Raw genomic sequence first — 26,784 nt, 5'->3', positions numbered from 1 at the left:
GTTCATACTGTTGTGTGTGTGGTTATTTGTTTTTACTCTCCGTTTTTTCCTTTCTATATTCTTTCGGCGTCATTCCGTATTTCTTTCTGAAACACTTTCCGAAGTATCCCGCATCGTGGAAACCCACGGAATAGGCAATCTCCGTGATGTTGTTGTCCGTTGTTTCGATAAGTCCCGCTGCCTTTGACAGACGCACTTCTTTTACCAAATTCACCGGAGCAAGCCCTGTCTGACTCTTCAGCTTCTTGAAGAATGCCGATCGGCTCAGTCCTATTGTTTCGGCAATGGTATCAATGTTGAAGTCGTTTGCATTGAGGTTCTGTTCGATTATTTCGTGTATTTTATGCACAAACTCGACATCCTTCTTTACCAGATGCTGTTCATACTCATCTTTGCTGACGCTCTGTTTGTTTTCAACCGTATTGTGAACAACCATTTTTCGTTGGAAGATGCGCTGTTCCTCAAGCAGCTGATGTATGCGCGCCATGAGATACTCGCTGCTGAACGGTTTGGTGATGTAGGCATTTGCTCCGGCTGTTATTGCATGGGTCTTGGTGTCATCATTATGTTTGGCGGTGAGAATTATCACGGGTATATGGCTTATTATAAAGTCATGGCGCACGCGGCTCAGCAGTTCCATGCCGTCGATGCCGGGCATCATAAGGTCGGTTATTATCACGTCCGGATGATACTGGTATATCTTTTTCAGTCCGTCTTCCCCGTTGTGAGCCACGAAAACGTTGTATTTCCTTTTCAGTTGCAGTTGCAGCATGTGGCACAGGTCGATATTGTCTTCTATCAACAGTAGGGTAGGGGCATCATCGTTTATTTCTTCTTTTTTGTCGCTTACATGTTCTGCCAATCCCGGTGCCTGTACGATATTGTTTTCAGCCGTGCTGTCGTCGAAGTACACTTCCGTGTCTTCATTGCCGAAATGTTCTTTGTCTGTCGGCATTTCTACAATGAATGCAACACCGCTTTCAAGGTTCTCCGCCCATATTCTGCCGTGGTGCATGTTTACATATTCTTTCGACAGCGACAGTCCGATGCCGGTTCCTGCATGTGTTGTGTCGTCGCTTATCTTGTTGTCTGCCTGAGAGAACCGCTCGAAGATTTTTACCAACTGTGACTCAGGTATTCCTACACCGTTGTCTTCCACCCTTATCCGGCATGTGCCGTTATCGTGTGCTTCCAGTGCCACGCATATGGTGCCGCCTTCTTGAGTATATTTGAAAGCGTTGTTTATCAGGTTGTTGACAACAATGCCTATCTTTTCGGCGTCGCACCACATCTTGACATGTTCCTTGGGCAGTTCCAGGTTGAATGCAATGTCACGTTCGACAGCCAGCATACGATATTCGTTGCGGAACATGCTGAGCATCTCGTTGATGTCTACCAGTGAAATGTGCAGTTTCATCTTGCCGTTCTGTACCTTGCGGAAGTCCAGTATCTGGTTTACAAGCTGCAACATCTTGTCTGCGTTTCTGTCTATCAGGGACAGATACTCTTTGCCCGCCTCGCTCAAAGATTCGGTATTCTTAAGTTCTTCAATCGGACTCTTAATCAGTGTCAACGGTGTACGCAACTCATGACTTACGTTCGTAAAGAAACGTGTCTTCAGCTCGGCAAGACGGTCGTTGATGTAAACCTCGTTGCGCATGCGTATCATGTAGAGTACAAGATGCGCCACACCATAGAGTATGAAAACTGTGATTATGGCATATATAAGATATGCCCACCATGTTGCCCACCATGGCGGAAGGATTGTTATCTCCAACACACGTTCGGGAGAGTTGTCGCCTGTTGCCTTTACGCGGAACTTGTAATTCCCGGGCGGAATATTGGCGTATGATGCAATACGGTTGTTGCCGTTGTTATGCCACTGCTCCTCATATCCGTCGAGAATGTAAGAGTATGATATCTGGCTGTTGTCCGTATAGTTGGGCGTGGCAAACTCTATAGAAAACATCGACTGGTTGTGTTTCAATACAATCTTTTCGGCATATCTCATCGAACCTTCGTGTATAGGCGGATTAAACTCGCTGAGTGCCATGTTCTGCACCTTGAAGTCTACGATGAACGTGTTATAGCGCTTGTTGTTTTCTTTCTCCACGTTTGCAGGGTTGAACATTATCAGTCCCTGTCTGCATCCTATCAGTATGTTTCCGCCGTTGAGGCATATCGATGTGTTGTCTTCAATGTTTACATCCGGAAATCCCGAGAACCTGTCATAACTACGTGCAAACATCGAACCGCGCTTTATGCTCGACAGCCCTTTCTCCGTACATATCCATAAGCATCTGTGACGATCTTCCACCATCGCCGACACCACATCGCCGCCTTGAAGTCCCGGCAGGTTGTATGATTTGACCACGGGGCGTTTCCTTGCGTTGTCATAGCTTTCAATCTTATTCAGTCCGCTTCCGAATATCCCCATCCAGATATCGCCGTTCATGTCTTTGTACAATGAGAATATATCATTGTCGGCAAGGCGTGTGTCCTGCTGTTCTCTATAGGTCTCAAATTTTATATCCTTTACATTGCCGAATGTCCCGGGTAGCGACATCAGTCCGTCTGTCGTACCCACCCATAACCGTCCGTGTTTGTCTTCGGCAATGGCACGTGTGTTAAGGTAAAGATCATAACGCGGATAATTCTTCAGTCCGTTGTTCTTGTTTATGAACACTGTGTTGCCACTTCTTTGATCAATGAGATTCAGTCCGCCGCCGAACGTACATACCCATATACGTTGCTTGCTGTCCTGATATGTGTAATAAACACGGTTGTTGCTTATTGATGTCTTGTCGCTGTTGCTGTGTGTGTATCTTGTTATTCTCATGCCCTGCGGCGCCATGGCATCCGGTGTAGCCTTTATAAGACCCGCTCCTTTTGTGGACAGCCACAGATTTCCGTTTCTGTCTTCCATGATGTGATACACATTACCGATGTCTCCTTTGAAACTTTTCTTGACATTACCGGTGGCTACATCCACGCAGAATAGCTCGTTGTTGCGGGTGCCTATCCATAAATCACCGTTGCGCGACTGGTATAGTGCACGCACGCCTTTGCTTTCGGTGCTTATGTCTGTCGGTACTATAAGTTTCTGGAAAATAAACTTGAAGTTATATTGAGGAAAGTAGACCTTGTATGCACCGTTTGTGGTGGACGACAGCCACAGGTGCCCGTCGCTGTCAAGATCGATGTCAAAGAACTTCGGTTCCAGCACATAACCTCCAAATTCATTGTACTTGCTGATGTCTTCCATCGAGTATGTACTGTGGTTATACCTCCAAACAGAACCGTTGCGGAGCAGAATGAACAATCCGTTCTCTCCCGTGTCGCAAAACTTCATTTCGTCGAACAGACTGTCTTTGGGCATAGTGAATTGTTGTGAGTTGTGCGTTTCGGGGTCAAATCTCACCAGTGTTCCATGTCTCAACCGCAACCATAAATTCTGTTTCTTGTCCACATATGACGTCGTTGCATTGGCTGCTGTTGGCAGTACAGGCTTCAGACCGTTCTGTTTTGTGAAAGAATACAATCCGGTGGATGATGATACGAATACTTGTCCGTTCATCGGAATGATGCACGAAACGCTTGAACGCATGTCGGGAAACGAGTAATGTTCCGTCTTCCCGTTATAAATGTTTACGATGTAAATGTCGCCTTTTGCTGTACCTATGCACATATATTGTCCGAAGTGAGCAAAACTCGACACCTCTGTATTGTTAGGAATATTGGCAAGTAACGGTCGATTGTTCCTCTTGCTAATGGCGTCTATCTTAAGGTCGGTACCTATCCAGTATACACGGTTTGCCGTTTCGCCTATGATGTTTCGTATCAGTTTCATATTCGAGTGCACAATGTCACGGCTTGCATCATATATTTTCGTAATGGTCGCATTGCCGTTTTTGTCCGTTGAGCCTTCGTATATGTTCTTGTTACGGGTCAGTATCAGTATGTGCCCGTTGTCCATACGTTTTATCTTCAGCACCTGTACATTCTGGGACAGTCCTTTAAGTTCGTTATAGAGATTATGATAACTCTCCGTTGTTTTGTTGAACATGTAAAGATGACTGTCTGCGTTGCGTATCCAGATATTGTTCTTGTTGTCCTCCACCATGTTCAGCACTTTGCGCGGCGGAATGTCCGATGTCCTGTTCTGTCTTGTTACGAAAGGCATGAACTCAGCCCCGTCAAACGAACACAGCCCGTGCCATGTTCCGAACCATACAAAACCGTCTTTGTCTTTTATTGAAGAATATACCGTGTTGTTTGGCAATCCTTGTTCCATTGTATAGTGTTCGACAATCATTTTCGAATGTGCCGATGATGTCAATGATATGATTGAAAAGAACAGTATTGCTGTTAGTGTTTTTCCGATATTGTGTCGCATAGACTTATGTTATTTTTTTTATATGTGGGCAAAGATAATGCAAGCCGAACGCAATCAAGCTTGCTTGAAATTGCTGAGGCGCCGCTTATCTTATGCAAAGATAATGCAATCCGAATGCAATCAAGCTTGCTTGAAATTGCTGAGGCGCCGCTTATTTTATGCAAAGATAATGCAAGCCGAATGCAATCAAGCTTGTTTGAAATTGCTGAGGCGATGCTTGTCTTATGCAAAGATACTACAAAAAAGTGGAATACGGAAAAACAAGGCATGGATTTGATTTACAGGTATTTCAATCATGCAGCCATATACTAAAGGCGACGTGCATTCCGTATACCGTTGCACGTCGCCTTTGTTGTTCTATCGAATGTTCTGATATCAGTTTCCGAATGTCAGATTTCCGTTCTTCTCGTCTATTATTATAGGCTTTTCTCTCGACACCTCGCCGGCGAGTATGCGGCGCGACAGGTCGTTGAGCACATGGTTCTGTATCGCCCTCTTTACCGGGCGTGCTCCGAACTCCGGGTCGAACCCGGCTTCTGCCAGCAGGTTTATGGCGCCGTCGGTTACTTCTATGCTCAGTCCCTGCTGTTCCAGCATCTTCTTCAGAGCATTTATTTGCAGCCTTACAACGTCCGCAATCTCATCTTTCGTCAGTGGCAGGAACATTATTGTCTCGTCTATACGGTTGAGAAATTCCGGTCGTATGGTCTGCTTCATCATGTTGAATACCGTTTTCCGAAGACTTTCCAGTTGTTCGTCTGTCAGCTTCCCACCGTTCTTTTCTATCTCCTCACGTATCATTGAGCTGCCAAGGTTGGAGGTCATGATGATGATTGTATTCTTAAAGTTTACCGTCCGCCCCTTGTTGTCGGTCAGTCTTCCGTCGTCGAGAACCTGCAACAGAATGTTGAAAATATCCGGATGCGCCTTCTCTATCTCGTCAAACAGCACCACGGAGTAGGGTTTACGGCGTACAGCCTCCGTCAGTTGTCCTCCCTCATCGTAGCCCACATATCCCGGAGGCGCACCTATCAGACGGCTCACGCTGAACTTTTCCTGATATTCGCTCATGTCGATACGCGTCATCATCGTCTCGTCGTTGAACAGATATTCGGCAAGCGCTTTTGCCAGTTCCGTCTTTCCGACACCCGTCGTTCCGAGGAATATGAACGAGGCTATCGGACGTTTGGGGTCTTGAAGTCCTGCTCTTGACCTTCTCACGGCATCGCTCACGGCGCGTATTGCCTCTTCCTGTCCTATCACGCGGCGGTGTAGTTCCTCTTCGAGATGCAGAAGTTTCTCGCGTTCACTCTGCAACATTCTGGTTACAGGTATGCCTGTCCAGCGGCTCACCACCTCAGCAATATCCTCGGCGGTTACCTCTTCGCGTACCATACCTTCACCTCCCTGTGCGTTTTTCAGCTGTTCCTGAATGTTTTGTATGTCGTCCTCGAGAGTTTTCAGCTTGCTGTATCTTATCTCTGCAACGCGTTCGTAGTTTCCTTCGCGCTCGGCTCTTTCTGCTTCAAAGCGCAAGTCTTCCATCTGTTGCTTGTCCTGCTGTATCCTGTTGACAAGAGCCCGCTCGCTTTCCCATTTGGCACGGAGCTGCCTTTCGCTATCTTTCAGTTCGGCAATGTCCTTGTCAAGGATTGCGATTTTAGGCAAGTCGTTCTCACGCTTTATCGCTTCACGCTCTATTTCGAGCTGTTTCAGACGCCGCGTAATCTCATCCAGCTCCTCCGGAACAGAGTCGTGCTCCATTCTCAGTTTTGCCGCAGCCTCGTCCATAAGGTCTATCGCCTTGTCCGGAAGGAAACGGTCGCTGATATATCGTTCGGACAGTTGTACCGCTGCAATGCACGCATCGTCCTGTATACGCACTTTGTGGTGGTTCTCGTAGCGCTCTTTCAGTCCGCGCAGTATTGATATGGCGCTCAACTCGTCCGGCTCTTCCACAAGTACGGTCTGGAACCTTCGCTCCAGAGCCTTGTCCTTCTCGAAGTATTTCTGATACTCGTTCAGCGTCGTCGCACCTATCGCCCTCAATTCGCCACGTGCCAGTGCCGGCTTCAATATGTTTGCCGCGTCCATGGCACCTTCGCCTCCTCCGGCGCCCACCAGCGTGTGTATCTCGTCGATGAACAATATTATGCGCCCTTCGCTCTTTGTCACCTCGTTGATGACACTTTTCAGACGCTCCTCAAATTCCCCCTTGTATTTAGCCCCGGCAACCAACGCTCCCATGTCAAGAGAGTACAGTTGCTTTTCCTTAAGATTTTCCGGCACGTCTCCGCGGACAATTCTTTCAGCCAGTCCTTCCACGATTGCCGTCTTTCCCGTTCCCGGTTCACCTATTAATATAGGGTTGTTCTTTGTGCGTCTTGACAAAATCTGTAGTACGCGGCGTATCTCGTCGTCACGACCAATCACCGGGTCGAGTTTGCCCGAGCGCGCCTGTTCCACCAGGTTCTTTGCATATTTCTCAAGCGATTGGTAGTTGTCGTCCGCCGATTGCGACTGTACCCGCTGTCCCTGCCTTAGTTCGTTTATTGCCGTGCGCATGTCCTTTTCGTTCATGCCGGCATCTTTCATTATTCTCGATGCCGTCGAATTTACTGTCAGCAGGGCAAGCATTATCGGTTCCACCGATACAAATTCGTCGCCCATTTCCTTTGAAATGTCCTGTGCGCGCATGAGTACCTTGTTCGTATCCGCACTAAGATACGGCTCGCCGCCCTGAACTCTCGGAAGGTGACTTATCTCGTTGTCGAGCAGTGTTTCAATCTTACCGGCGTTAACACCCAGTTTACTGAAGACAAAGCCGGTGATGTCTTTGGCGTTTGTCATCATGCCTTTCAGCAGGTGTATCGGTTCAATGGTCTGTTGACCTGCTATCTGCGCTGTGTTCACAGCCTCACGGATAACCTCCTGAGCCTTGATTGTAAATCTTTCAAATGTCATTATTTTCTCCTTTCTTTATATCCTGATTTTTTTTCTAAGAGCATTCAATCAAAATACATGCCTTTTGTTTTGTGCTGACAAATTGTCTGTTTGAAAAGACAAAATGTCATTGTGTCCTGTAAAACATCCCTTTTCTTCATTTCTTTTCTCGCTTATTTCCCTTATCTTTGCATCATGAAAAAGATGATAGAGCCTGTTGCCTTCTTTCGTTCGCCTTTCTCCACCAAGTTCGGAATACCACGTCAGAGCGGTATTGTGGAAGATCTTGGCGGAAGGATAGTGTTTGAACCGTCTTTCCGCAATCCCGATGCGGTGCGCGGTATGGAAGGGTTTGATTATTTGTGGCTTGTCTGGGGCTTCTCCGAAAATCCGGATACACATAACGTCACGGCACGTCCGCCGTTGCTTGGCGGCAACATGCAGATGGGCGTCTTTGCCACTCGGTCGTCCTATCGTCCTAACGGTTTGGCACTTTCGTCGGTCAGAATAGAGCGCATAGACATCGATACGCCTTGCGGACCGGTTGTGCACGTGCTCGGTGCCGACCTTATGGACGGTACTCCCATTTACGACATCAAGCCCTATCTGCCGTATGTCGATTGCCATGCCGGTGCCCGTGGCGGTTTTACCGATGCCAACCCGTGGCAGACATTGCACGTTGTCGTGCCCGAAGAATTTGCATCTTGTTTTCACACCGCCGAACTTGAAACTCTGAAAAAGGTTCTTTCCCTCGACCCGCGTCCACGGTATCACGATGATGCCTCGCGTGTTTACGGCATGCCTTATTCGGGAAAAGACATCCGTTTCACCGTCGACGGCGATGTGTTGCGCGTTGTCGGAGTTGAAGACTTGCAGCATTGACAGGAATGTTTAAGAGATAAAAACAAAGAGTGCCGGTAAATGTTGTCATCCGTATTGTTACAGACGCCATTTCCCGACACTCTCTTTTCCTTACCTGTAGTCAGTCTATTTCCGTCACTTCAAAGTTCTTGTTGAACTTGATGTCTATGTCACCGCTCAGCTCTATCTCATAACCTCTGCGGTCGCGGTCGATTTTCACAATCTTCGCATGCGGATAATGACTGCTCACATACTTTCTTATTTTAACGGGAACGATAGCAGAAGGCACTGCGTTGTACTTGCAATCGATGTCCGTCCAGTTGCCGTTCTTGTCAAATTCTATTTTCGTTCCGTTTGTAAAGACCACGTCGTAGCTTTTCTCCAGCCATTCCGTTTCCATCTTTGCCATTGCCACCTTGTTTCTTGAGAAGTGGGCTTTGATAATCTTCTGTGCCACCGGCGGCAGCTGGCTTATCCTTATCGGTGTGTCCTTGCCTGCCATTGTACAGTTGCAAAATGCGAACATGCAGCATATTGCCATAATGCCTGTTTTGATAAATCCTTTCATACTTTGTCCTTTCTTTAATGAATAGTTGATAATATATATGTGTCGTTTCAACTCATCCCATTACCGTTGCCACTATCTTGCGCGGTTCGCCGCAGTCTCTGAATTCACACAGATATATGCCTTGCCATGTGCCTAAGTTGAGCCGTCCGTTTGTTATCGGTACCGTAACGCTTACTCCCATCAGTGACGACTTGGCATGTGCCGGCATGTCGTCGCTGCCCTCGAACGTGTGCATATAATAAGGTTCGTTCTCCTTTACAAGCCGGTCCATTATGCTGTTCATGTCGCGGCGCACGTCGGGGTCGGCATTTTCGTTTATGCTCAGTGCACAACTTGTGTGCTTTACAAACAGGTTTAGAAGTCCTGTTTGCGGCAGTCTTGGAAGCCTGCGCGTGATTTCACCTGTTATGAGATGACATCCGCGCGGCACGGCATTCAGCGTAAATTCCACCTGTTCCGTCATTTCCCGTTCAGTATTTGGCTTGCATGCTCCTTCACCTTCACGTTCTTCGGATCTATGATGCGCTCCACTTTTCCCTCTTCGTCTATGACGAACGTTGTGCGGAACGTGCCCATATATGTGCGCCCGTACATCTTTTTCTCGCCCCATACGCCGAATGTCTCGACCAGAGTCTTGTCCTTGTCGGCAATGAGACGGAAGGGAAGCTCGTGCTTGTCGATGAACTTAAGATGCGATTTCTCGTCGTCCGTGCTTACGCCCACAACCTCGTAGCCTTGGCTGCGCAGCTCCGAATAGTTGTCACGCAGGTTGCATGCTTCTGTCGTACATCCCGATGTGAGGTCTTTCGGATAAAAGTACAGCACAAGTTTCTTGCCAGTATACTCGCTTGCCTTCACCTCTTTCCCGTTCTGGTCATATCCTAAAAGTTCCGGTATTTTGTCTCCTATTTCCATAACAGATAATTTTTTGTGAGGCAAAGATAATGGAAACATATTTAAAACGCCGCATGCCTTTTGATAATTTTTGCTTTTTTGATTGTCTTTAGATGAATAATCCGTATTTTTGACTTCGTATTCTACTACGTCCAATATACTTACGCTCGACAAAAAACAAATGAATTTGTTGTTTTGTTCTCGACTTATTCGTATTTTTGTAATTAGGTTGAACAAGGACAGGAGTGGTCGTATAGGAGCAGAGACTTTACTTCTTGACTTCCATAAAAAAGATAACGCAATGAAAGATTTCAGTTTTTACGCTCCCACCGAAGTGGTGTTCGGAGCAAAGTCGGAAGAGAAAATAGCAGAGTTGGTAAGGCATCATGGTGGTACAAAGGTTCTTGTGCATTATGGCGGAGAAAGTGCGCGCCGTTCGGGACTTCTCGATAAGGTGTGCGGTCAGCTCACGGCGGCAGGCATAGAGCATGTCCTGCTGGGCGGCGTGGTGCCCAATCCGCGTCTTTCCAAGGTGCACGAGGGCATAGACCTGTGTCGCCGCGAGGGCATAGACTTTATCGTTGCCGTCGGCGGAGGCTCTGTAATAGACTCGGCAAAGGCAATAGGATACGGTGTGGGATACGACGGTGACGTGTGGGACTTCTACCTGCGAAGGACCGTACCGCAGTCGTGCATGCCCATAGGTGCCGTACTTACCATACCCGCAGCCGGTAGCGAGATGAGCGACAGCAGTGTGATAACAAACGAAGACGGCAACATCAAACTCGGCTATACAAGCAACCTGTGCCGCTGTAAGTTCGCCGTGATGAACCCCGAGCGCACATATACGCTTCCGCCTTATCAGACGGCAGCCGGCGTTACGGACATCATCATGCACACGCTGGAGCGTTATTTCTCTAAAGACGACGACATGACGCTTGTGGACAGTATGGCGGAAGCGCTTATGAGAACGATGAAAGACAGTGTGTTTGCCGTGCTCGACAATCCGCACGACTATCGTAATCGTGCGCAGATAATGTGGGCTGGAAGTCTTGCACACAACGACATAACCGGTTCGAGGGCTGCCGGAGACTGGGCTACACACCAGCTCGGACATGAGCTTAGCGCTATGTTCGACGCCACGCACGGCGCAAGTCTTGCCGCCGTATGGGCGTCGTGGGCACGCTATGTGTACAAGGAGAACGTGAGCAGGTTTGTGCGCCTTGCCGTAAACGTCATGGGTGTGGACAACGACTACACGTCGCCCGAAGCTACGGCACTTGCCGGAATTGCGGCAATGGAGCGTTTTTTCCGTGCCATAGGCATGCCGGTAAGCATAAAAGAGCTTATAGTGCGCGACGTCACCGACGGCGAGATAGACGAAATGGCACGTAAGTGCAGCTGCGGGGGAACGGTCACCAAAGGCACGTTCAAGGTGCTCCATCGTGACGATATGGTTGCCATTTACCGCATGGCGCGCGGATGATATTTTGCAAAAGGACATCTTTTGCATTCCAAGAAGCCGTCTTTCACACGCTGAAAGACGGCTTTTTAGGCTCTAAAAGGGCACCTTTTAGAACCCAAAAGGTATCGTTCTGGTTTCCAGATAGTTACAAAGGCGTTGCCGAACAGGTGTTTTTCGGGTGGAAAATCATGCAGAAAGACGCCTTGCATGTATCGGTTTACATGTCGCGAAAAGAGCCGAAGCGGAAATAAAACCTAAAAAACGTCTGAAAAAGTAAATACTTTTGTTGCCTGCGATATTTTGGTTATCTTTGCATAAGATAAATTTATTATTTAAATAAGGTAATCAATGCCTCCGCAATTTCAGGCGAACTTGATTGCAATCGGCTTGCATTATCTTTAAAAAATATAAATCACTTAAGCACAGATACTACTGTTTTAATAATTCCGGAAATATGAAAAAGACACTGATTGCATTGATAATATCGCTTGCCTTTGTACCTGTGACATTACAGGCGCAGAGCTATGCCGCTATGTGGAAAGACGTGGAGACTGCAAAAAAGCAGGATTTGCCGCGCAAACAGATGACACTTATCGAGAAGATTGCAGACAAAGCGAGGGCGGAGAAGAACCACGGACAGCTGCTTGAGGCGGAACTTCGCCATTCAGCCGTGCTGCTTGATATTACGCCGGACTCGTTACAACCGATCGTGACGAAGTTTGAACGTGAAGCCGCTGAGGCGGAAAAAGAAGACAAGGTGCTGGCAGCGGTGTATTATTCGGTGCTCGGAAAGATTTACAACCGCAATAGAATGTTGGGTGAAGACCATGCGACAGTGGCGCGCGAGTACTACCGCAAGTCGCTTGCCAATCCCGATATGCTTGCTTCACACACCGTAGACAACCTCGGTTCGTTGATAGAAAAAGGTGAGGACAGCCGCTTCTTCGGCAACAACCTGTTGAGTATGCTTTGCATGGAGGCGGGTGATTATGAGACGCTTCGCAACTGGTACGCTGCAAAAGGCGACCGCAGGGCGGAGATGATGTCGGCATACCTGTTGCTTACAAACAGCGGGTATAAGCCGAGACGCGCCATGATAGCATCGCTCGACTCGCTGATTGGAATATATGCGGACCTGCCTGAGTGTGGTATTATCGCCGTGAAGCGTTGTGAAACGATGAACGAGGACAGAATGTTTTCGACGAAAGAGAGAATAGACTATATCGATTACGCTCTCGGCAAATGGGGGAAGACATACAATATGAACAATCTTGTAAACATGCGTAACGAACTTACGCAGCCCGAATTCAACATAAAGATGGAGCGTAACGTGGTTTTGCCGGGCAAGGCAAGCACACTGTGGCTTACGGAACTCCGTAATATCGGTATGTTGAAGATAAGCGTGTCGTTACTGAAGGGCGTGGACGGGACAACAAAACTTAATCCCTCACATGTCTATGACTACAATAAGCTGAAACCGATGATAGTAGCTGGCAGTCGTAAAGTTTATGAAAGGAAATTCGCAAAGCATCCCGAGTATGTGACTTTTGCCGACTCTGTCGTGATAGACGGCATGCCGTGTGGCGTTTATCTTGTTGAAGCCGTGTCCGACAATAAGAACATCGGAACGCAAAGAAGCCTTCTTTATGTTACCGATCTTTATGTCATGCAGCAGCAACTGCCGCAGAAAAAGATACGTTATGCCGTTGTCAGCGCCACGACGGGACAGCCCGTACCCGGTGCTAAACTGTGGGTCGACAGCCGTAGGGGCGGTGCAAAGGTGCTTACGTGCGGCAACGACGGTGAGACGATATATTCATACGGTGTCAACGAGCCGTATCAGCTGCGTCCGTACACGGCCACCGACAAGGCGTTTCCGAGACGAAGTGCATGGAGCAACTTTTCTTATTACCCAAACAAAACCGAACGCGACTATGTCAATATCTACACCGACAGGGCGATATATCGCCCCGGACAGACGGTACATGTTTCTGCCGTGGCGTTCAGAAACAAGCATGGCGAAGAGACATCGGCATGTGACGGCAGGCAGATGAAACTCGTTTTGAAGGATGCAAACCACAAGACGGTGAAGGAGGTGAGCGTGACAACAGATGCTTACGGTACTGTTTCTGCCGACTTCACACTTCCGGCAACGGGACTTACGGGTATGTTTTCCGTCCGGACAGACATGGGACAGGGTGCCACACGCTACTTCCGCGTGGAGGAATACAAGCGTCCTACGTTCAAGATCGAGTTCGATGAAGTGAACAAGGAATATCGTAACGGTGACACACTCGTGGTGAAAGGTCGTGCGAAGACATTCGCCGGAGTGCCCGTACAGGGTGCCAAGGTGAGCTATACTGTCGACCGCAGCAGTGCATTATGGTGGCGTTTCCTGGCAGACAGCAACGGTGACGAGCAGTTGGAAGAGGCGGAAACGGTGACGGATGACGAGGGTTTGTTTGAAATAAGGATGCCTATGCTGTTGCCCGATGATGAAGATGATGATGAAGAAGACGGCATAAGCCCTTACAAAATGCCTGCACGCTTCTATACTATTACCGCCTCGGCTGACGTGACCGATGCCGGAGGAGAGACGCAACACGGGTCGTTGGCATTGCCGCTCGGCAGCAAACCCACGTTCTTTGCTTGTGACATGCCGGAGAAAACGGAGCGTGACAGCCTTAAAACGATAAGGTTCATTCTTAAAAATGCCGTCGGCAAGGACATTGAAGGTGACATAAGATACAGTGTGGACGGCTCGGACGTTTACACGGCACAGGCAAACAAACCCGTTCCGGTGGACAATATCCGCGAGAAACTTCTTGTTTCGGGACGTCACAAGCTGACAGCCGTATGCGGTAATGATACAATTGAGAAAGAGTTTGTTGTCTTCAGCCTTGAAGACACGGTGCCGTGTGTCCAAACAGACGAGTGGTTCTACACCACGTCGAACACCTTCCCGCGTGGCGGCGGACCTGTCTATGTGCAGATAGGAACGTCTGATGAGGACGTGCATGTGCTGTATACCCTGATAACAGGCGACCGGGTGATAGACAGTAGGGTGATAAAACTGAGCAATTCGGTGGAGACTGCGATGTTTGAAGACTGCAACGACATCGAAGGCGGCGTGCTTCTTAACTTCGCATGGGTGAAGAACGGCGTGATGCACAAATACTCCACGACAATCGAACGACCGTTGCCCGACAAGCGGCTTGTGGCAAAATGGACCACGTTCCGCGACCGTCTGACACCGGGACAGAAAGAAGAATGGACGCTGAATGTTACCCGTCCCGACGGAACGCCGGCGAAAGCGCAGCTCATGGCTACTCTTTATGACAAGTCGCTGGATGTGTTCGAACCGCACAGTTGGACGTTCAACACGCAGATAAGCCGCAATATGCCATACTCTTCATGGTCTTCGCCGTATATGGATATTATGCGTCTGAATGGCGCTGAAAGTCTTAAGAGTCTCAAAACGCACATCCTGAAGTTCAACAAGTTTGACAATAATTATTTCATGTCGTCGCTCCTCTATGGTTATAAAATGATGGTCCGTGGGCTGGGAGTGATGAAAGCCGAGGCTAAAATGGCTGATTCGAATATGCTGTATGACACTGTGGAGCAACCTGCTCTTCAGGAAGTGGTGACCGTGGGATATGGTGTTTCCGCAAAGAAAAGCATGTCAACGGGAAGCGTTGCTGTTGAAAATGCAGCCGAAGATGCGGGTGCGGAATACGAAGATGTCGGCGGACAGTCGTCTGCAGGAGCCGTGCAGGTGCGCGAAAACCTTAATGAGACAGCTTTCTTCTATCCCTCTTTGGCGACCGACGACAACGGCAACGTGAATATAAGGTTCACTCTTCCGGAGAGTGTGACTACATGGCGCTTTATGGGACTTGTGCACGACAGGGACATGAACAACGGTCTGGTTTACGGAGATGCCGTGGCAAAGAAAGACATAATGGTGCAGCCGAACATGCCGAGGTTTGTCCGTTCGGGCGACAACGCCACCATTTCGGTGCGCGTGTTCAACACATCTGAAAGCGATGTGACGGGTAAGGTCAGAATGGAACTTGTAGATCCCGAGACGGAAAAGATTGTATATAAGAGCGAGATGCCCGTGACGGTAGACGCAAACGGCACCGGTAACGTGGTGTTCGGCTATAGTCCGGATGACAAATACACCTTATTAATATGTAGGGTCGTGGCAGAAGGCAAGACATTCAGCGACGGCGAGCAGCATTATCTGCCCATACTGCCGTCTATGGAGAGCGTTATTAGAACCCTGCCGTTTGTACAGCACGGTGCCGGAACAAAGACATTGGACGTTGAAAAAATGTTCCCCGCAGGCACAAAGAATGCCACTCTGACGGTGGAATACACCAATAATCCGGCATGGCTGGCAGTTCAGGCGCTGCCGTTTGTAAGCAATGTCAGTGAGAACAATGCCATAAGCCTTGCTGCGGCGTACTATGCGAACAGTCTTGGGGCGCACATCGTGAAGCAGTCGCCGCGCATAAAGACTGTATTCGAGCAGTGGAAGAACGAGCCGGCAGGCACCGGGACGTCGCTGATGAGCGCCCTCGAGAAAAACAGTGAGCTGAAGACTCTCGTGCTGGACGAGACACCTTGGGTGGCTGATGCGGAGGACGAGGCGGACAGAAAGCGCCGCATATCCAACTTCTTCGACGCCTCCGCACTTGAGAACCGTATGGGAGCGACGCTCGAAAGCCTGCGCAAGTTGCAGAACAACGACGGTTCGTGGAGTTGGTGGAAGGGCATGGACGGCTCTTCGTGCATAACTCTCGAGGTGGCGGAGTTCCTCGTTAGGCTCGATGCCCTTGCGGGTAAACAGAGCGAGACATCCTCTATTATCTCCCGTGCACTCAAATATCTCGGCAACGAAGCCGTGAAGGAAGTGGAGGAGATGAAGCGTATGGAAAAAGAGGGTAGGGCGTTCGGCGTGAACGGATATCACGCACTGCAGTTCCTTTACATAAATACCTTGTCCGGACGGACGCTCACCGCAAAGGAAAAAGAGGCGGCAAGATACTTCATGGACTATCTTATGAAGAAGAAGGAGACGCAGAGCATTTATGCTAAAGCACTGATGTCGATAGTCCTTGCAGGGCAGGGAAAGACCCGGGAGGCAAAGGAATATGTGCAGAGCCTTAAGGAATATACCGTCATGACGGAGGCTATGGGACGCTACTACGACACCCCGCGTGCCGGATATTCATGGCTTGACTACCGCATACCGACGCAGGTTGCAGCCATGGAAGCCATAAGCAGGGTATCGCCGGAAGACGTTCAGACCGTCGATGAGATGCGCCGTTGGCTGCTGCAACAGAAGCGTACGCAGGACTGGGGTACTCCCGTGAACAGCGTAAACGCCATATATGCGTTTCTCAACGGCAACACCGGCGTGCTCGACAAGGGCGAGGATGCGGTGCTGGCAGTGGACGGAAAGCGCATCGATACGTCTGCCGGAACGGCGGGACTTGGATACGTAAAGACGTCGATGGACGGTGAGAAGGTAAGGACGTTTACTGCTACAAAGACATCCGACGGCACGTCGTGGGGCGCACTTTATGCCCGTTTCATGCAGAATACGGCTGAGGTGGAGACTCATTCCGCCGGTCTTGAGGTAAAGCGGGAGATAATATCCGGTGGCAAAAAGGTAGCTTCTGCCGGTGCTGATGCCGTTGCCGGACCGTCTGTAGGCAACAGGGTGACTGTGCGAATAACCGTAAAGGCAGACCGCGACTACGACTTTGTGCAGGTTACGGACAAGCGTGCGGCATGCCTTGAGCCCGTGCAACAGCTTACGGGATACGGCTGGGGATATTACTGCACGTCGAAAGACTATACCACGAACTTCTATTTTGACCGTATGAAAAAAGGCACTCATATAATAGAAAAGGAATATTACGTGGACCGCGAGGGCAGTTATGAAACCGGTACATGCACCGTGCAGTGCGCTTACGCGCCGGAGTTCATGGCAAGAGACAGGTCGTTGACCATTAAGGTGAGATAACATTATGGATATGAAAAGCAATATAATATTAGCCTCTTTGGCGCTGATGGTGTCGGCAAATGCCGCCGCCCAGCGCATATCGGCAAAGAATGAGATTATAGATTGCGGTGCTGTGGGCTACGAAAACCCCGTCACCGTGAGGTTTGAACTGCGCAACAAAGGGAACGACATGACCGTGACGAATGTCAGAACCGCCTGCGGATGTATGACGGCAGAGTATCCGCGGGGCAATGTCGCGCGCGGAGACAGCTTCTATGTTGCCGCCACTTACGATGCAAGACAGTTGGGACATTTCGAGAAAGAGGTGGCTGTTTACACAACGGCATCCGACCGTCCGTTCTATCTTAAGATGCGCGGTGTGGTGGTGGCTGAGGCTGTCGAAAAGGTTGCAGACTACAAATTCACGGTGGGCAGCCTGCAAGTGGACAAGAACGACATCGAGTTTGACGATGTGAACCGCGGCGACAATCCCGTGCAGAGGATATATTTCAGAAACGCGGGCGACAAGGCTGTCACTCCCGTCGTGATGCATCTGCCGCGCTATCTCTCGGCAAACGTGTCGCCGACGACCGTCCAACCGGGGCGCACGGGTGTGGCGACGATAACTCTCGACACGGAAAAACTGCGCGGTTTCGGGCTTACACGCTCTTCCGTATATCTCGGAATGTTCCCCGGAGACAAGGTAAGTGCGGACAAAGAGATAACCGTTTCGGCGGTACTGCTGCCCGGATTTGACAACATGTCGGAAACTCAGAAACTTGAAGCGCCCGTCATACAGCTGTCTTCCGGCAGTCTTGACCTTGGCGAGTTCGGTGAGAAAGCATCCAAATCCGGCGTCATACAGATTGAGAATGTAGGCAAAAGCACTCTCGACATACGCTCGATGCAGATGTTTACCGACGGTCTTAAGGTGAGTCTTAACAAGACAAAACTGCGTCCGGGCGACACGGCAAAGCTAAAGATAACAGCATATAAGAAACTGCTGAAGACGGCAAGAAGCAAACCGCGTGTGCTGATGATAACCAACGATCCGGACCGTCCGAAGGTGGTGGTAGACATCAATGTGAAGTGAAAATGATTGTATACGTCTGATTTTGAGCATCTGCTTATAAAACAATATATCAATGGAACATCCTGAAAACAATGAAGAATATAAAGGACTGGCGGTGAACTCGGGAGTGGAGCAGCCGTCCATAATCAATCCGTATCTTAAGCGGATGCGTGTGAAACGCCGTGAACTGTCTGCCGGAGAGATGGTGGAAGGCATACTTAAGGGCAATGTGACGGTGCTGAGCCAGGCTGTTACGCTGGTGGAAAGCGTCAGTCCGGCACACCGGCAGAAGGCTCAGGAGGTGATAGACAAGTGTCTTCCGTACAGCGGCAAGTCTGTCAGAATAGGCATAAGCGGCGTTCCCGGTGCCGGCAAGAGCACCTCGATAGACGAGTTCGGCGTGCATGTGCTCGACCGTTTCGGCGGAAAACTCGCCGTGCTTGCAATCGATCCGAGTTCCGAACGCTCTAAGGGAAGCATTCTCGGAGACAAGACACGAATGGAGAAACTTGCCCAAAGAAAGGAGTCGTTCATACGTCCCAGCCCGACGGCGGGCTCTCTCGGAGGCGTGGCACGCAAGACACGCGAGACCATAATATTGTGCGAAGCGGCGGGATACGACAAGATTTTCGTCGAGACAGTAGGCGTGGGGCAGAGCGAAACGGCATGCCACTCGATGGTGGACTTCTTCCTTTTGATACAGCTTGCAGGCACCGGCGACGAGCTGCAGGGCATAAAGCGCGGTATAATGGAGATTTCAGACGGCATCGTAATAAACAAGTGCGACGGCAATAACGTGGAGAAATGCGAGATGGCGGCAGCCAATTTCCGCAACGCACTGCATTTCTTTCCGGCTCCGGACAGCGGATGGCTGCCCAAGGTTCTTTGCTACAGCGGCTTCTACGGCATAGGTATCAAGGAGGTGTGGGACATGATATACGAGTATATCGACTTCGTAAAGGCTAACGGATACTTTGATTTCCGTCGCAACGAGCAGAGCAAATACTGGATGTATGAGACCATAAACGAACATCTGCGCAACAGTTTCTACAACAACGAGCTTGTAGAGCGGCACATTGAAGACGCCGAACGTGCAGTGTTGCGCGGCGAGAAAACATCGTTCAAGGCTGCCGGAGACCTGCTTGGAATGTACTTCGACACTTTGCGGGGACGGTCTGCCGACTTGTAATATCTGTTATAAAGGTTTCTGAAATGATACAGGTAGAGATTGACAGCGGCAGCGGTTTCTGTTTCGGAGTGACCACAGCCATACGCAAGGCAGAGGAAGAGCTTGCCACGGGCAAGCCCCTTTATTGTCTTGGCGACATTGTCCATAACGGCATGGAGTGCGAGCGGCTGCGCAAAATGGGGCTTATCACCATCAACCACGACGACATGCGCAGGCTGCACGGCGTGAAAATGCTGCTCAGGGCGCACGGTGAGCCGCCGGAGACATACGCCCTGGCGCGGCAAAACAAGATAGAGATAATCGATGCCACGTGCCCGGTGGTGCTGCAATTGCAGCGGAGAATAAAGCGGCAGTATGACGAAAACCCCGATGCGCAGACCGTTATCTTCGGCAAACCGGGGCATGCCGAGGTGCTGGGGCTTGTCGGTCAGACAAACAGCCGTGCCATTGTGATAGCGCATTTTGATGACGTTAAGAACCTCGACTACAACCGCGACATATATCTTTATTCGCAGACGACAAAGTCGCTCGACGAGTTTCACCGCATAATAGATTACATACAGGAGCACATATCGCCCTCTGCCACATTCCGCAGTTTTGACACTATATGCCGGCAGGTGGCGAACCGCATGCCCAACATAAGTCGCTTTGCCGGTTGTCACGACCTCATACTGTTTGTTTGCGGGCGCAAGAGCAGCAACGGAAAGGTGCTTTTCAACGAGTGCAAGAGGGTTAATCCCAACAGTTACCTTATAGAAGGACCTGAGGAGATTGACCGTTCGTGGATTGAAGGCGTATCGACGATAGGCATCTGCGGTGCGACGAGCACCCCAAAATGGCTTATGGACAAATGCCGCGACTGTATACTTGGATTTTAAACAACGATTTTATAAACACAAAGAGAGGCAACTTCTTGCGATGTTGCCTCTCTTTGTGACTCCGACAGGATTCAAACCTGTAACCTTCTGATCCGTAGTCAGATGCTCTATTCAGTTGAGCTACGGAGCCGTTTTTCTTAATTGCGATGCAAAGGTAGCAAGTTTTTTTGTTATGACCAAATGTTTCTGTACTTTTTTTGACATGAAGTTGAATTTTTATCAAATTCATGTTGGTTTCTTGGTTATTTGCCTCTGCGGTGTGTGAAGTTTGGCTTTTGCAACCGATATGCCATATCCGGGCACGGTATATGCCGGCATACGGCAGGCATTGTATGCGGAGTGCCGGGCATTCAAGGGTGGTTCGGAATGACAAAATGTACCGTTGATGTATGTAAAGCATGTCGATATGTAAAACGGAAAACGTTCGTGCTTTTCGTCAAACGAGATGTTAAAAAGGCTGAGCTGTGCCCCTTTGTTTCTGAAAAGGCACCTTTTGAGTTGCAATATGCGGCATTTTGGAGTGCAATATGCCGTGTTTTACACCCTGAAATGGCGCATATCACCCCCGTAACCGTATGGGTTAAGAGTCTAAAACGGCATGTTTTTCATAGAAAAGAGGCATGTTTGCGTGTGAAAAAGCGGATGTTTGTTGCACAATGTTGCCGCATGTAGTGTAATGCACTGTCATACAACGTCTTGCCGCTGCACACGTATTTATGACGTCTTTGCGTCCAAATGATTTTTATTTTCAGAAAGACGGCGTATTCGGAGGTTATGAAAAGTCAGAAAGAAAGCGAAACGATGAAAATCATGACATTGTGTATTGCCTTGCCGCGAGCGGTGCATGGCGGTAGGGAAGAGAGCGAACGATCAGAGGTTGAACACAACAGGAATGCAGAAATATGTGCGGCACGGCTTGCCTTTGTCCGTTCCCGGCTTCCACTTGGGCATCATGTTGATTACGCGAAGAACCTCGCGGTCGAGGTTTGCATCGATGCCTTTAACCAGCTTAAGGTCTGACACGGAGCCGTCTTTGTTGATGATGAATGCCACGATTACCTTGCCCTGCTTCTTGTTTTTCTGTGCAATGTAAGGATATTTCAGGTTGTTTGTAAGCCATTTCATTAATGCCGACATGCCTCCGGGGTATTCCGGCAACTGCTCTACGACGCGGAAACTTAACACATTGTCGCCTGCTGCGGCGGTATGTGTCGGCGTCACGGTTTTCTTTTGGTCGTTCTCGCTTACGTTTTCCTCAAGTGTTTTGCCGGCGTTGTTTTCATTTTCGCTGTTGGCAGGAGGTGCAATCTCCTCGTCGGTGGCGTTTTCCACGATGTTTATTCTTTCCGTCTTTTTCGGTTTTGTAGCGGGAGCCGATACGGCAGCCATGTCCTTCCGGCTGTTGTCGGCAGCCAGGACAAGGTCTTGTGCAATGCTCTCGGTGAAGTCTTCGGGCATGTCTGCCTCGCCTGAAACAGTGGCATGTTCAAGTATGGCGATGAAAACGGACATCACAAGTATAAATCCCAAAAGGAACATCGTTGTCCTTTTGTTCTCCAGATCTGCCTTGTATGACTTTTTTTCTTCCATCTTATTACTTGCCGTGCCTGCCTGTCGGGAGCCTGTACACTAATCCGGCGTTTTTTACGTTATTATTGGAGATAACCCGATGCGGCGTGAAATTCACCTTGCAAAATTAGTGTAGATATTTTAAAAAGGTGTACCTTTGCCGCAAAATTATATATAATAAAGATGAAAAAGGCGGTTTTTCTACTCGCGATGATATTTTCTTGCGCAATAAAAACATCGGCTCAGGAAAGCCGGACGTCGTATAATTTCCTGCGCCTTCCCGTAAGTGCTCATGCTGCGGCACTGGGTGGAGACAATATCACCATAATAGAAGACGACCCGTCGCTGATGTTTCATAATCCGTCGCTGCTGTCGTCGGTGAGCGACAAGAGCATCAACCTTAACTTTATGACGTATATGGAGGGGGCGAAAACGGCAAGTGCGTCGTTCAACAGGATTATAAAGGAGCGTGCGACGGTGGCGGTGATGGCTCAGTATATGGACTATGGCAAGATGAAACAGGTGGACGAGAACAATGTTCAGAACGGAGAGTTCTCCGCAAAGGACATCATGTTGGGCGGCGTCTTCAGCTATTCGCTCACCGAAAGGCTTGCCGGAGGTATCGCGGCAAAGTTCGTTACGTCTTACATTGGCGACTATAACTCCATTGCCATGGGCGTGGATTTGGGACTGAACTATTATGATCCGGACCGCGAATGGTCGCTCTCGCTCGTTGCCAAGAACCTTGGTGGTGAGCTGAAGGCATTCGACGACGAGTACGGAAAAATGCCCATGGACGTGCAGTTGGGCGCGAGCAAGAAGTTGCTGAACCTGCCGTTCCGTGTGTCGGCAACGCTCACAGACCTTACTCACTGGGATTATAAGTTCATAAACCACCTTGTTGCCGGCGTGGATATTATCCTTTCGCCGCAGATCTATATTGCCGGAGGATACAATTTCCGCCGTGTGGAAGAGATGAAGATTATCAGCGGAGAGGAGGAAAGCAGTCACGGAGCCGGTCTTTCGTTCGGCGCGGGACTTATGTTGGAGCGTTTCAAACTCAATCTGTCATACGGAAAATACCATGTATCTTCCAATTCACTGACCATAAATGTTTCTTACTGTTTATAGACAAATGAAAAAGATTACCATAGCAATCGACGGTTTTTCGTCTTGCGGCAAGTCTACAATGGCTAAAGACCTTGCACGTGAGATTGGTTATATCTATGTGGACACGGGTGCCATGTACCGTGCAGTGACTCTTTTTGCCATGCGTGGCGGCATGTTCGGTGCCGACGGCGGCATCGATACTGCTGCCCTCGAGGCTGCGATGAACGGCATTGTCATCTCCTTCCGCCTGAATGAGGCGACGGGATGCCCCGACACATATCTTAACGGAGAGCTTGTTGAGAAGGAAATACGCTCGATGGAGGTGTCGTCGCACGTCAGTCCGGTAGCCGCACTTCCCTTTGTAAGGAAGGCTCTTGTGGCGCAGCAGCAGAAAATGGGCGAGGAGAAAGGCATCGTTATGGACGGTCGCGACATCGGTACGGCAGTGTTTCCCGATGCCGAACTGAAGGTCTTTGTCACTGCTTCTGCCCGTGTGCGTGCGCAGCGCCGCTTTGACGAACTGCGTGCAAAGGGCATGCCTGCCGACTTTGATGATATTCTTAAGAACGTGGAGCAGCGCGATTATATAGACTCGCATCGTGAAGTGTCGCCGTTGCGCAAGGCTGATGATGCCGTTGAACTTGACAACAGCACCATGACAATAGCCGAGCAAAAGGCGTGGCTTATGGATATTTTCAAGGAAAGAACCGGTGCTTGATGTCTCACCGGAGGGTTCTTAAATCGATAGAGACGTTTTAATAGTAGATAAAGGGAGATAAAAGGAGATACGGGGAGATAAAAGACAAATGTTTTGTTGCTTGATTCAAGACTGTTGTCTTTTATCTTCTGTTGCCCTTGGCAACATATCTTCTCTTATTTCCCTTTATCTCCTTATATTTATTCCCACCGTTTCGTAAGGCGCGTTGTGTATTGCTTGCGGAATAATATGTCAGCCCTTAATCTTCTTTTGCACAATGTTCAGCAGTCTTGTGTGGTTTTCTTTGCTGTTGGCAGCAACTATTCCGCATTGGCAGGTGCATGTCGGTGTGCTGCCGTCAAGGTCGGTTATCATGCCGCCCGCTTCGGTTACAATGAGCGATGCGGCAGCGAAATCCCACGGACTGAGCAGGTATTCAAAGTACAGTTCGCAGCGTCCCATGGCAAGATAGCAAAGTTCCGGGGCACATGCACCGAACCGGCGTATGTCGTTGCACTGCATGAACGCCTCGCGGATGATGTCCGAACACACTTCTGTATATTCTTTATGGTATACCGGCAGCGCCGTACACATTATTGAATTTGCGAACGGACGCTGTGACACGGATATTCTGCGCCCGTTCAGCCATGCGCCTTTGCCTCTCTCGGCGTGGAACAGTTCGCCTGTCTGAGGGATGTATACAACTCCCAGTTCTATATCATCGCCATGTTTAAGTGCCACGCAAATGGCACACTGGGCAATGCCCCGGCTATAGTTGGCAGTGCCGTCTATCGGATCTATTATCCATGTATATTCATGCGATATGTCCCGCATGTCTTCCTCCTCACATATAAAACCGCTGTCTGGTAGCAGTTCTTTCAGTCTGGCGCACAGGAAGTCCTGGACGGCGACATCCGATGATGTGACAATGTTGGAGAAGCCTTCTTTGTATGAAACTTCAAAGCCGTCGGCTTGCATAAGGCGTGCCGCTTCCTTGACGGTTGTAATAAGTGTTTCTGATGAAAGTGTGTTCATATCGCCCCTGATGTTTGTTTGTAAATCAGTAGATAGTACCTGTCGCCATGCGGCGGCAGGCTTTTGTTCATTGATAATATAACGTCGTGCATCCGTAAATATTATCATTTTTCCTTTGTTTTATGGCTAATGAGGCGTTCATGGATAGTATATCATACAATAAAAGAGAATGGATGAAATTCCGTAAGAACTTCATCCATTCTCTTTAGGGTGGCTAGTGGGACTCGAACCCACGACATTCAGAACCACAATCTGACGCTCTAACCAACTGAACTATAGCCACCGTGCAATGTCGCTAAAACTCTAAAAGCGAGTGCAAAGGTACAGGATTTATCCGGATTAACCAAACAAATCCTGTACTTTTTTATCATTTTATTATTCTGCTGCTTTCGTCGGAGCCTGTGCCGGGGCGTCTTTTGCGGCATCTGCAGCCTGTTCTGCCTTGTCCTGTCCTTTTGCCGGAGCTGCTTGTTTGGTGCTGCTTGCACCGAAGCCGGGCAGTGTGTTCGGGTTTGTCTGCTGTGTTTCAGTTGCCGCATTTTCAAGGATGCTCTCAGTGCCGGTTGCCGATGGTGCCGTATAAGCGCAAACAACGCTCAGCACTACCATTGATGCTGCAAGTCCCCATGTTGCCTTTTCGATAAAGTCGGTAGTCTTGCGGACACCCATAATCTGGTTTGAAGAGGAGAAGTTTGACGCAAGTCCGCCACCTTTCGACTCCTGAATAAGTACGATGCCAATCATCAGCAATGCTGCAATCACGATTAGAATTACGAATAATGTGTACATTTTCTATTGTTTATTTGTATTTGTTATTTATGATTAATTTCTCCAAAAAGCGGATTTGGTCTGCAAAGTAAGCATTTTTTTTTGGATAATTCAAATTTAAACGCTTAATTATTTCCAATGCCTTTGAATATCTGCCTTGTTTTATGTAAATACGTGCCAGTGTCTCGGTGAAGTATCCTTCGTCTCCGTCTTCGCCGCTCTCCGTATCCGCAGTGTCTATTACGGGCGTATATTCCGGATTTTCCTTCAGTTCGATGCGTCCTCCCTCTTTATTGATGAAGTTGTCTATGAGATCCAGACCGTTCATCTTCATGTTTTGTTCGGTCAGCTGTTTCTCCTCTTCGCTTTCGGTTTCGAGCAAATACGACACGTAGTCTATCGCCGCGTCGGCAGGTGTAGGCTTCCGCTTGTTCTTCTTTTCCTTCTCCTCCTTTTCCGGTTGCGAGTCGAGGAAACGGTCTATCAGCGATATTGTACGGTTGCCGTCCGGTTCTTCACCGGCATTCTTTTCCTCTTTCTTTTGTGTGTTGCTCTTTATCTTGTAGTGCGCCGCCTCCACCAGTTCGAACAGCGCTTTGCGGTCGGTAATATATATGGCGGCACGTCTCAGCTCCTCGTCGAACGACGGGTCGTGCAGTATGTACAGGTTTTTGAGCATCAGCAGCCTTGCCGTCTGGAAGTACGGATACAGTGCAAGCATGGAACGCAGGTTGTACAGTGTGTCCCTGTCCATTCTTTCGGGATGTTTTATGAGTTGCTCCAGTTTCATTGCCTCTGTCCGTTCTTTTACCAATTTGCCACCGTTGCGTTGAATATCTGGTCGGTAATGTCCTTTACCATTTGCGTCACAAGTTCCTCCTGCACGGAGTTAAGCGATTGTGTCGTCTCGTATGTCGATGTGGCGGTGAACTGCTTCTCAAAGTCCTCGTTGTGGTTGGCGTTGTTGGTAAAGCGCACGTTGACGGTCATAGACAACTCCGTCTGTGCCGAGTGTCCCTCTGCCGTGACAGCCTTGTTGCGTTGGGTGTAGTGCGTTATCTCTCCCTCTATTTTCATGTCACCGTTGCGTTTCACCTGTATCAGACGCGTGTGGTTGGCAAACTGGTCTTTCAACTGGTTGTTGAAGATAGATGCCATCGGTCCCCATACATAGCTCGAACGTATGGGAAAGTCGGCTATCTGTATGGTTTTGGTCTTGCTGTAGTCAATGCTTGCGCCGTTGAACTTGTACGACACGCTGCATGATACAAGTATCAGCGCGAGTGTACAGACTATTATGGTGAGTCTTTTTCCTGTCAT

19 protein-coding genes and 2 tRNA genes are annotated in these 26,784 nt (G+C 49.1%); 9 read left to right on the top strand and 12 right to left on the bottom strand.

The window, feature by feature from the left end; all coding sequences use genetic code 11:
- Positions 1-22: 22 nt before the first annotated feature.
- The gene (locus HPS54_RS05740) at positions 23-4,396 is read right to left on the bottom strand and encodes a hybrid sensor histidine kinase/response regulator transcription factor (RefSeq protein ID WP_172344505.1); all 4,374 of its coding nucleotides are present in this window, start codon (positions 4,394-4,396) and stop codon (positions 23-25) included.
- Positions 4,397-4,402: 6 nt separating this feature from the next.
- On the opposite strand from HPS54_RS05740, the gene HPS54_RS05735 reads away from it, so the two are divergent.
- Positions 4,403-4,708 (top strand): hypothetical protein, encoded by a 306-nt coding sequence (locus HPS54_RS05735; RefSeq protein ID WP_172344504.1) that lies wholly within the window; start codon positions 4,403-4,405, stop codon positions 4,706-4,708.
- 63 nt (positions 4,709-4,771) lie between these two features.
- On the opposite strand, the gene clpB is transcribed toward HPS54_RS05735, so the two are convergent.
- On the bottom strand, positions 4,772-7,360 hold the full coding sequence (gene clpB, locus HPS54_RS05730) for an ATP-dependent chaperone ClpB (protein WP_172344503.1): 2,589 nt from the start codon (positions 7,358-7,360) through the stop codon (positions 4,772-4,774).
- A gap of 174 nt (positions 7,361-7,534) precedes the next feature.
- Here clpB and tsaA point away from each other — a divergent pair, with 174 nt between their 5' ends.
- Positions 7,535-8,221 (top strand): tRNA (N6-threonylcarbamoyladenosine(37)-N6)-methyltransferase TrmO, encoded by a 687-nt coding sequence (gene tsaA / locus HPS54_RS05725; protein ID WP_172344502.1) that lies wholly within the window; start codon positions 7,535-7,537, stop codon positions 8,219-8,221.
- Between the two features lie 100 nt (positions 8,222-8,321).
- Here the strand turns inward: tsaA and HPS54_RS05720 are convergent, their stop codons facing one another.
- From HPS54_RS05720 to bcp, 3 genes are read right to left on the bottom strand one after another with little or no spacing between them, the layout of a single operon-like run.
- Entirely contained in the window at positions 8,322-8,768 is a 447-nt protein-coding gene (locus tag HPS54_RS05720) for a PepSY-like domain-containing protein (RefSeq protein WP_253951945.1), read from the bottom strand.
- A 52-nt stretch (positions 8,769-8,820) separates the two neighbouring features.
- Complete coding sequence (locus tag HPS54_RS05715) at positions 8,821-9,231, bottom strand: secondary thiamine-phosphate synthase enzyme YjbQ (protein ID WP_172344501.1); 411 nt, start codon at positions 9,229-9,231, stop codon at positions 8,821-8,823.
- A complete protein-coding gene (gene bcp, locus HPS54_RS05710; RefSeq protein WP_172344500.1) occupies positions 9,228-9,683 on the bottom strand; it encodes a thioredoxin-dependent thiol peroxidase in 456 nt (151 codons plus the stop codon). The genes HPS54_RS05715 and bcp overlap by 4 nt, the downstream gene beginning before the upstream one ends.
- 280 nt (positions 9,684-9,963) lie before the next feature.
- Between bcp and HPS54_RS05705 the strand changes: the two genes are divergently transcribed.
- The 5 genes from HPS54_RS05705 to HPS54_RS05685 all read left to right on the top strand — a co-directional run bounded on the left by HPS54_RS05705 (position 9,964) and on the right by HPS54_RS05685 (position 20,285).
- On the top strand, positions 9,964-11,148 hold the full coding sequence (locus HPS54_RS05705) for an iron-containing alcohol dehydrogenase (protein ID WP_172344499.1): 1,185 nt from the start codon (positions 9,964-9,966) through the stop codon (positions 11,146-11,148).
- A 433-nt stretch (positions 11,149-11,581) separates the two neighbouring features.
- Positions 11,582-17,167, top strand: coding sequence for an alpha-2-macroglobulin family protein (locus HPS54_RS05700; protein WP_172344498.1), 5,586 nt, complete (start codon positions 11,582-11,584; stop codon positions 17,165-17,167).
- Positions 17,168-17,177: 10 nt separating this feature from the next.
- Positions 17,178-18,239, top strand: a complete 1,062-nt coding sequence (locus HPS54_RS05695; protein WP_172344497.1) for a DUF1573 domain-containing protein — start codon at positions 17,178-17,180, stop codon at positions 18,237-18,239.
- 52 nt (positions 18,240-18,291) lie between these two features.
- Positions 18,292-19,407 carry a methylmalonyl Co-A mutase-associated GTPase MeaB gene (gene meaB, locus HPS54_RS05690; RefSeq protein ID WP_172344496.1) on the top strand — a complete coding sequence of 372 codons (1,116 nt, stop codon included), beginning with the start codon at positions 18,292-18,294 and terminating at the stop codon, positions 19,405-19,407.
- 23 nt (positions 19,408-19,430) lie between these two features.
- A complete protein-coding gene (locus HPS54_RS05685; protein WP_172344495.1) occupies positions 19,431-20,285 on the top strand; it encodes a 4-hydroxy-3-methylbut-2-enyl diphosphate reductase in 855 nt (284 codons plus the stop codon).
- 56 nt (positions 20,286-20,341) lie between these two features.
- Here the strand turns inward: HPS54_RS05685 and HPS54_RS05680 are convergent.
- Positions 20,342-20,415, bottom strand: a tRNA-Arg gene (locus HPS54_RS05680).
- Positions 20,416-21,155: 740 nt separating this feature from the next.
- Positions 21,156-21,875 carry an energy transducer TonB gene (locus HPS54_RS05675; RefSeq protein WP_172344494.1) on the bottom strand — a complete coding sequence of 240 codons (720 nt, stop codon included), beginning with the start codon at positions 21,873-21,875 and terminating at the stop codon, positions 21,156-21,158.
- Positions 21,876-22,037: 162 nt separating this feature from the next.
- Between HPS54_RS05675 and porQ the strand changes: the two genes are divergently transcribed.
- The gene (gene porQ, locus HPS54_RS05670) at positions 22,038-22,985 is read left to right on the top strand and encodes a type IX secretion system protein PorQ (protein WP_172344493.1); all 948 of its coding nucleotides are present in this window, start codon (positions 22,038-22,040) and stop codon (positions 22,983-22,985) included.
- Between the two features lie 4 nt (positions 22,986-22,989).
- Complete coding sequence (cmk, locus tag HPS54_RS05665; protein ID WP_172344492.1) at positions 22,990-23,682, top strand: (d)CMP kinase; 693 nt, start codon at positions 22,990-22,992, stop codon at positions 23,680-23,682.
- A 231-nt stretch (positions 23,683-23,913) separates the two neighbouring features.
- Here the strand turns inward: cmk and HPS54_RS05660 are convergent, their stop codons facing one another.
- From HPS54_RS05660 to HPS54_RS05640, 5 genes are all read right to left on the bottom strand, one after another.
- Positions 23,914-24,804 carry an inositol monophosphatase family protein gene (locus tag HPS54_RS05660; protein WP_172344491.1) on the bottom strand — a complete coding sequence of 297 codons (891 nt, stop codon included), beginning with the start codon at positions 24,802-24,804 and terminating at the stop codon, positions 23,914-23,916.
- 101 nt (positions 24,805-24,905) lie between these two features.
- Positions 24,906-24,979 (bottom strand) — tRNA-His (locus HPS54_RS05655).
- 92 nt (positions 24,980-25,071) lie between these two features.
- Positions 25,072-25,485: a preprotein translocase subunit SecG gene (gene secG / locus HPS54_RS05650; RefSeq protein WP_172344490.1), complete on the bottom strand. Its 414-nt coding sequence runs from the start codon at positions 25,483-25,485 to the stop codon at positions 25,072-25,074.
- 10 nt (positions 25,486-25,495) lie between these two features.
- On the bottom strand, positions 25,496-26,254 hold the full coding sequence (locus HPS54_RS05645) for a tetratricopeptide repeat protein (protein WP_172344489.1): 759 nt from the start codon (positions 26,252-26,254) through the stop codon (positions 25,496-25,498).
- Positions 26,255-26,271: 17 nt separating this feature from the next.
- A complete protein-coding gene (locus HPS54_RS05640; RefSeq protein WP_172344488.1) occupies positions 26,272-26,784 on the bottom strand; it encodes an LptE family protein in 513 nt (170 codons plus the stop codon).

The sequence above is a fragment of the Xylanibacter caecicola genome, from assembly GCF_013166515.1.
Lineage (GTDB): Bacteria > Bacteroidota > Bacteroidia > Bacteroidales > Bacteroidaceae > Prevotella > Prevotella caecicola.
The sequence above is the reverse complement of the archived record's forward strand: the minus strand, read 5'-3'. Positions and strand labels throughout refer to the sequence as shown.

Coding starts and splice junctions, on each gene's coding strand:
- HPS54_RS05705 (WP_172344499.1), top strand. CDS start 9,964: ATGAAAGATTTCAGTTTTTACGCTCCCACCGAAGTGGTGTTCGGAGCA.
- cmk (WP_172344492.1), top strand. CDS start 22,990: ATGAAAAAGATTACCATAGCAATCGACGGTTTTTCGTCTTGCGGCAAG.
- HPS54_RS05715 (WP_172344501.1), bottom strand. CDS start 9,231: ATGACGGAACAGGTGGAATTTACGCTGAATGCCGTGCCGCGCGGATGT.
- tsaA (WP_172344502.1), top strand. CDS start 7,535: ATGAAAAAGATGATAGAGCCTGTTGCCTTCTTTCGTTCGCCTTTCTCC.
- HPS54_RS05735 (WP_172344504.1), top strand. CDS start 4,403: ATGTTATTTTTTTTATATGTGGGCAAAGATAATGCAAGCCGAACGCAA.
- HPS54_RS05720 (WP_253951945.1), bottom strand. CDS start 8,768: ATGAAAGGATTTATCAAAACAGGCATTATGGCAATATGCTGCATGTTC.
- secG (WP_172344490.1), bottom strand. CDS start 25,485: ATGTACACATTATTCGTAATTCTAATCGTGATTGCAGCATTGCTGATG.
- porQ (WP_172344493.1), top strand. CDS start 22,038: ATGAAAAAGGCGGTTTTTCTACTCGCGATGATATTTTCTTGCGCAATA.
- HPS54_RS05645 (WP_172344489.1), bottom strand. CDS start 26,254: ATGAAACTGGAGCAACTCATAAAACATCCCGAAAGAATGGACAGGGAC.
- HPS54_RS05700 (WP_172344498.1), top strand. CDS start 11,582: ATGAAAAAGACACTGATTGCATTGATAATATCGCTTGCCTTTGTACCT.
- meaB (WP_172344496.1), top strand. CDS start 18,292: ATGGAACATCCTGAAAACAATGAAGAATATAAAGGACTGGCGGTGAAC.
- HPS54_RS05640 (WP_172344488.1), bottom strand. CDS start 26,784: ATGACAGGAAAAAGACTCACCATAATAGTCTGTACACTCGCGCTGATA.
- HPS54_RS05675 (WP_172344494.1), bottom strand. CDS start 21,875: ATGGAAGAAAAAAAGTCATACAAGGCAGATCTGGAGAACAAAAGGACA.
- HPS54_RS05685 (WP_172344495.1), top strand. CDS start 19,431: ATGATACAGGTAGAGATTGACAGCGGCAGCGGTTTCTGTTTCGGAGTG.
- HPS54_RS05695 (WP_172344497.1), top strand. CDS start 17,178: ATGAAAAGCAATATAATATTAGCCTCTTTGGCGCTGATGGTGTCGGCA.
- clpB (WP_172344503.1), bottom strand. CDS start 7,360: ATGACATTTGAAAGATTTACAATCAAGGCTCAGGAGGTTATCCGTGAG.
- bcp (WP_172344500.1), bottom strand. CDS start 9,683: ATGGAAATAGGAGACAAAATACCGGAACTTTTAGGATATGACCAGAAC.
- HPS54_RS05660 (WP_172344491.1), bottom strand. CDS start 24,804: ATGATAATATTTACGGATGCACGACGTTATATTATCAATGAACAAAAG.
- HPS54_RS05740 (WP_172344505.1), bottom strand. CDS start 4,396: ATGCGACACAATATCGGAAAAACACTAACAGCAATACTGTTCTTTTCA.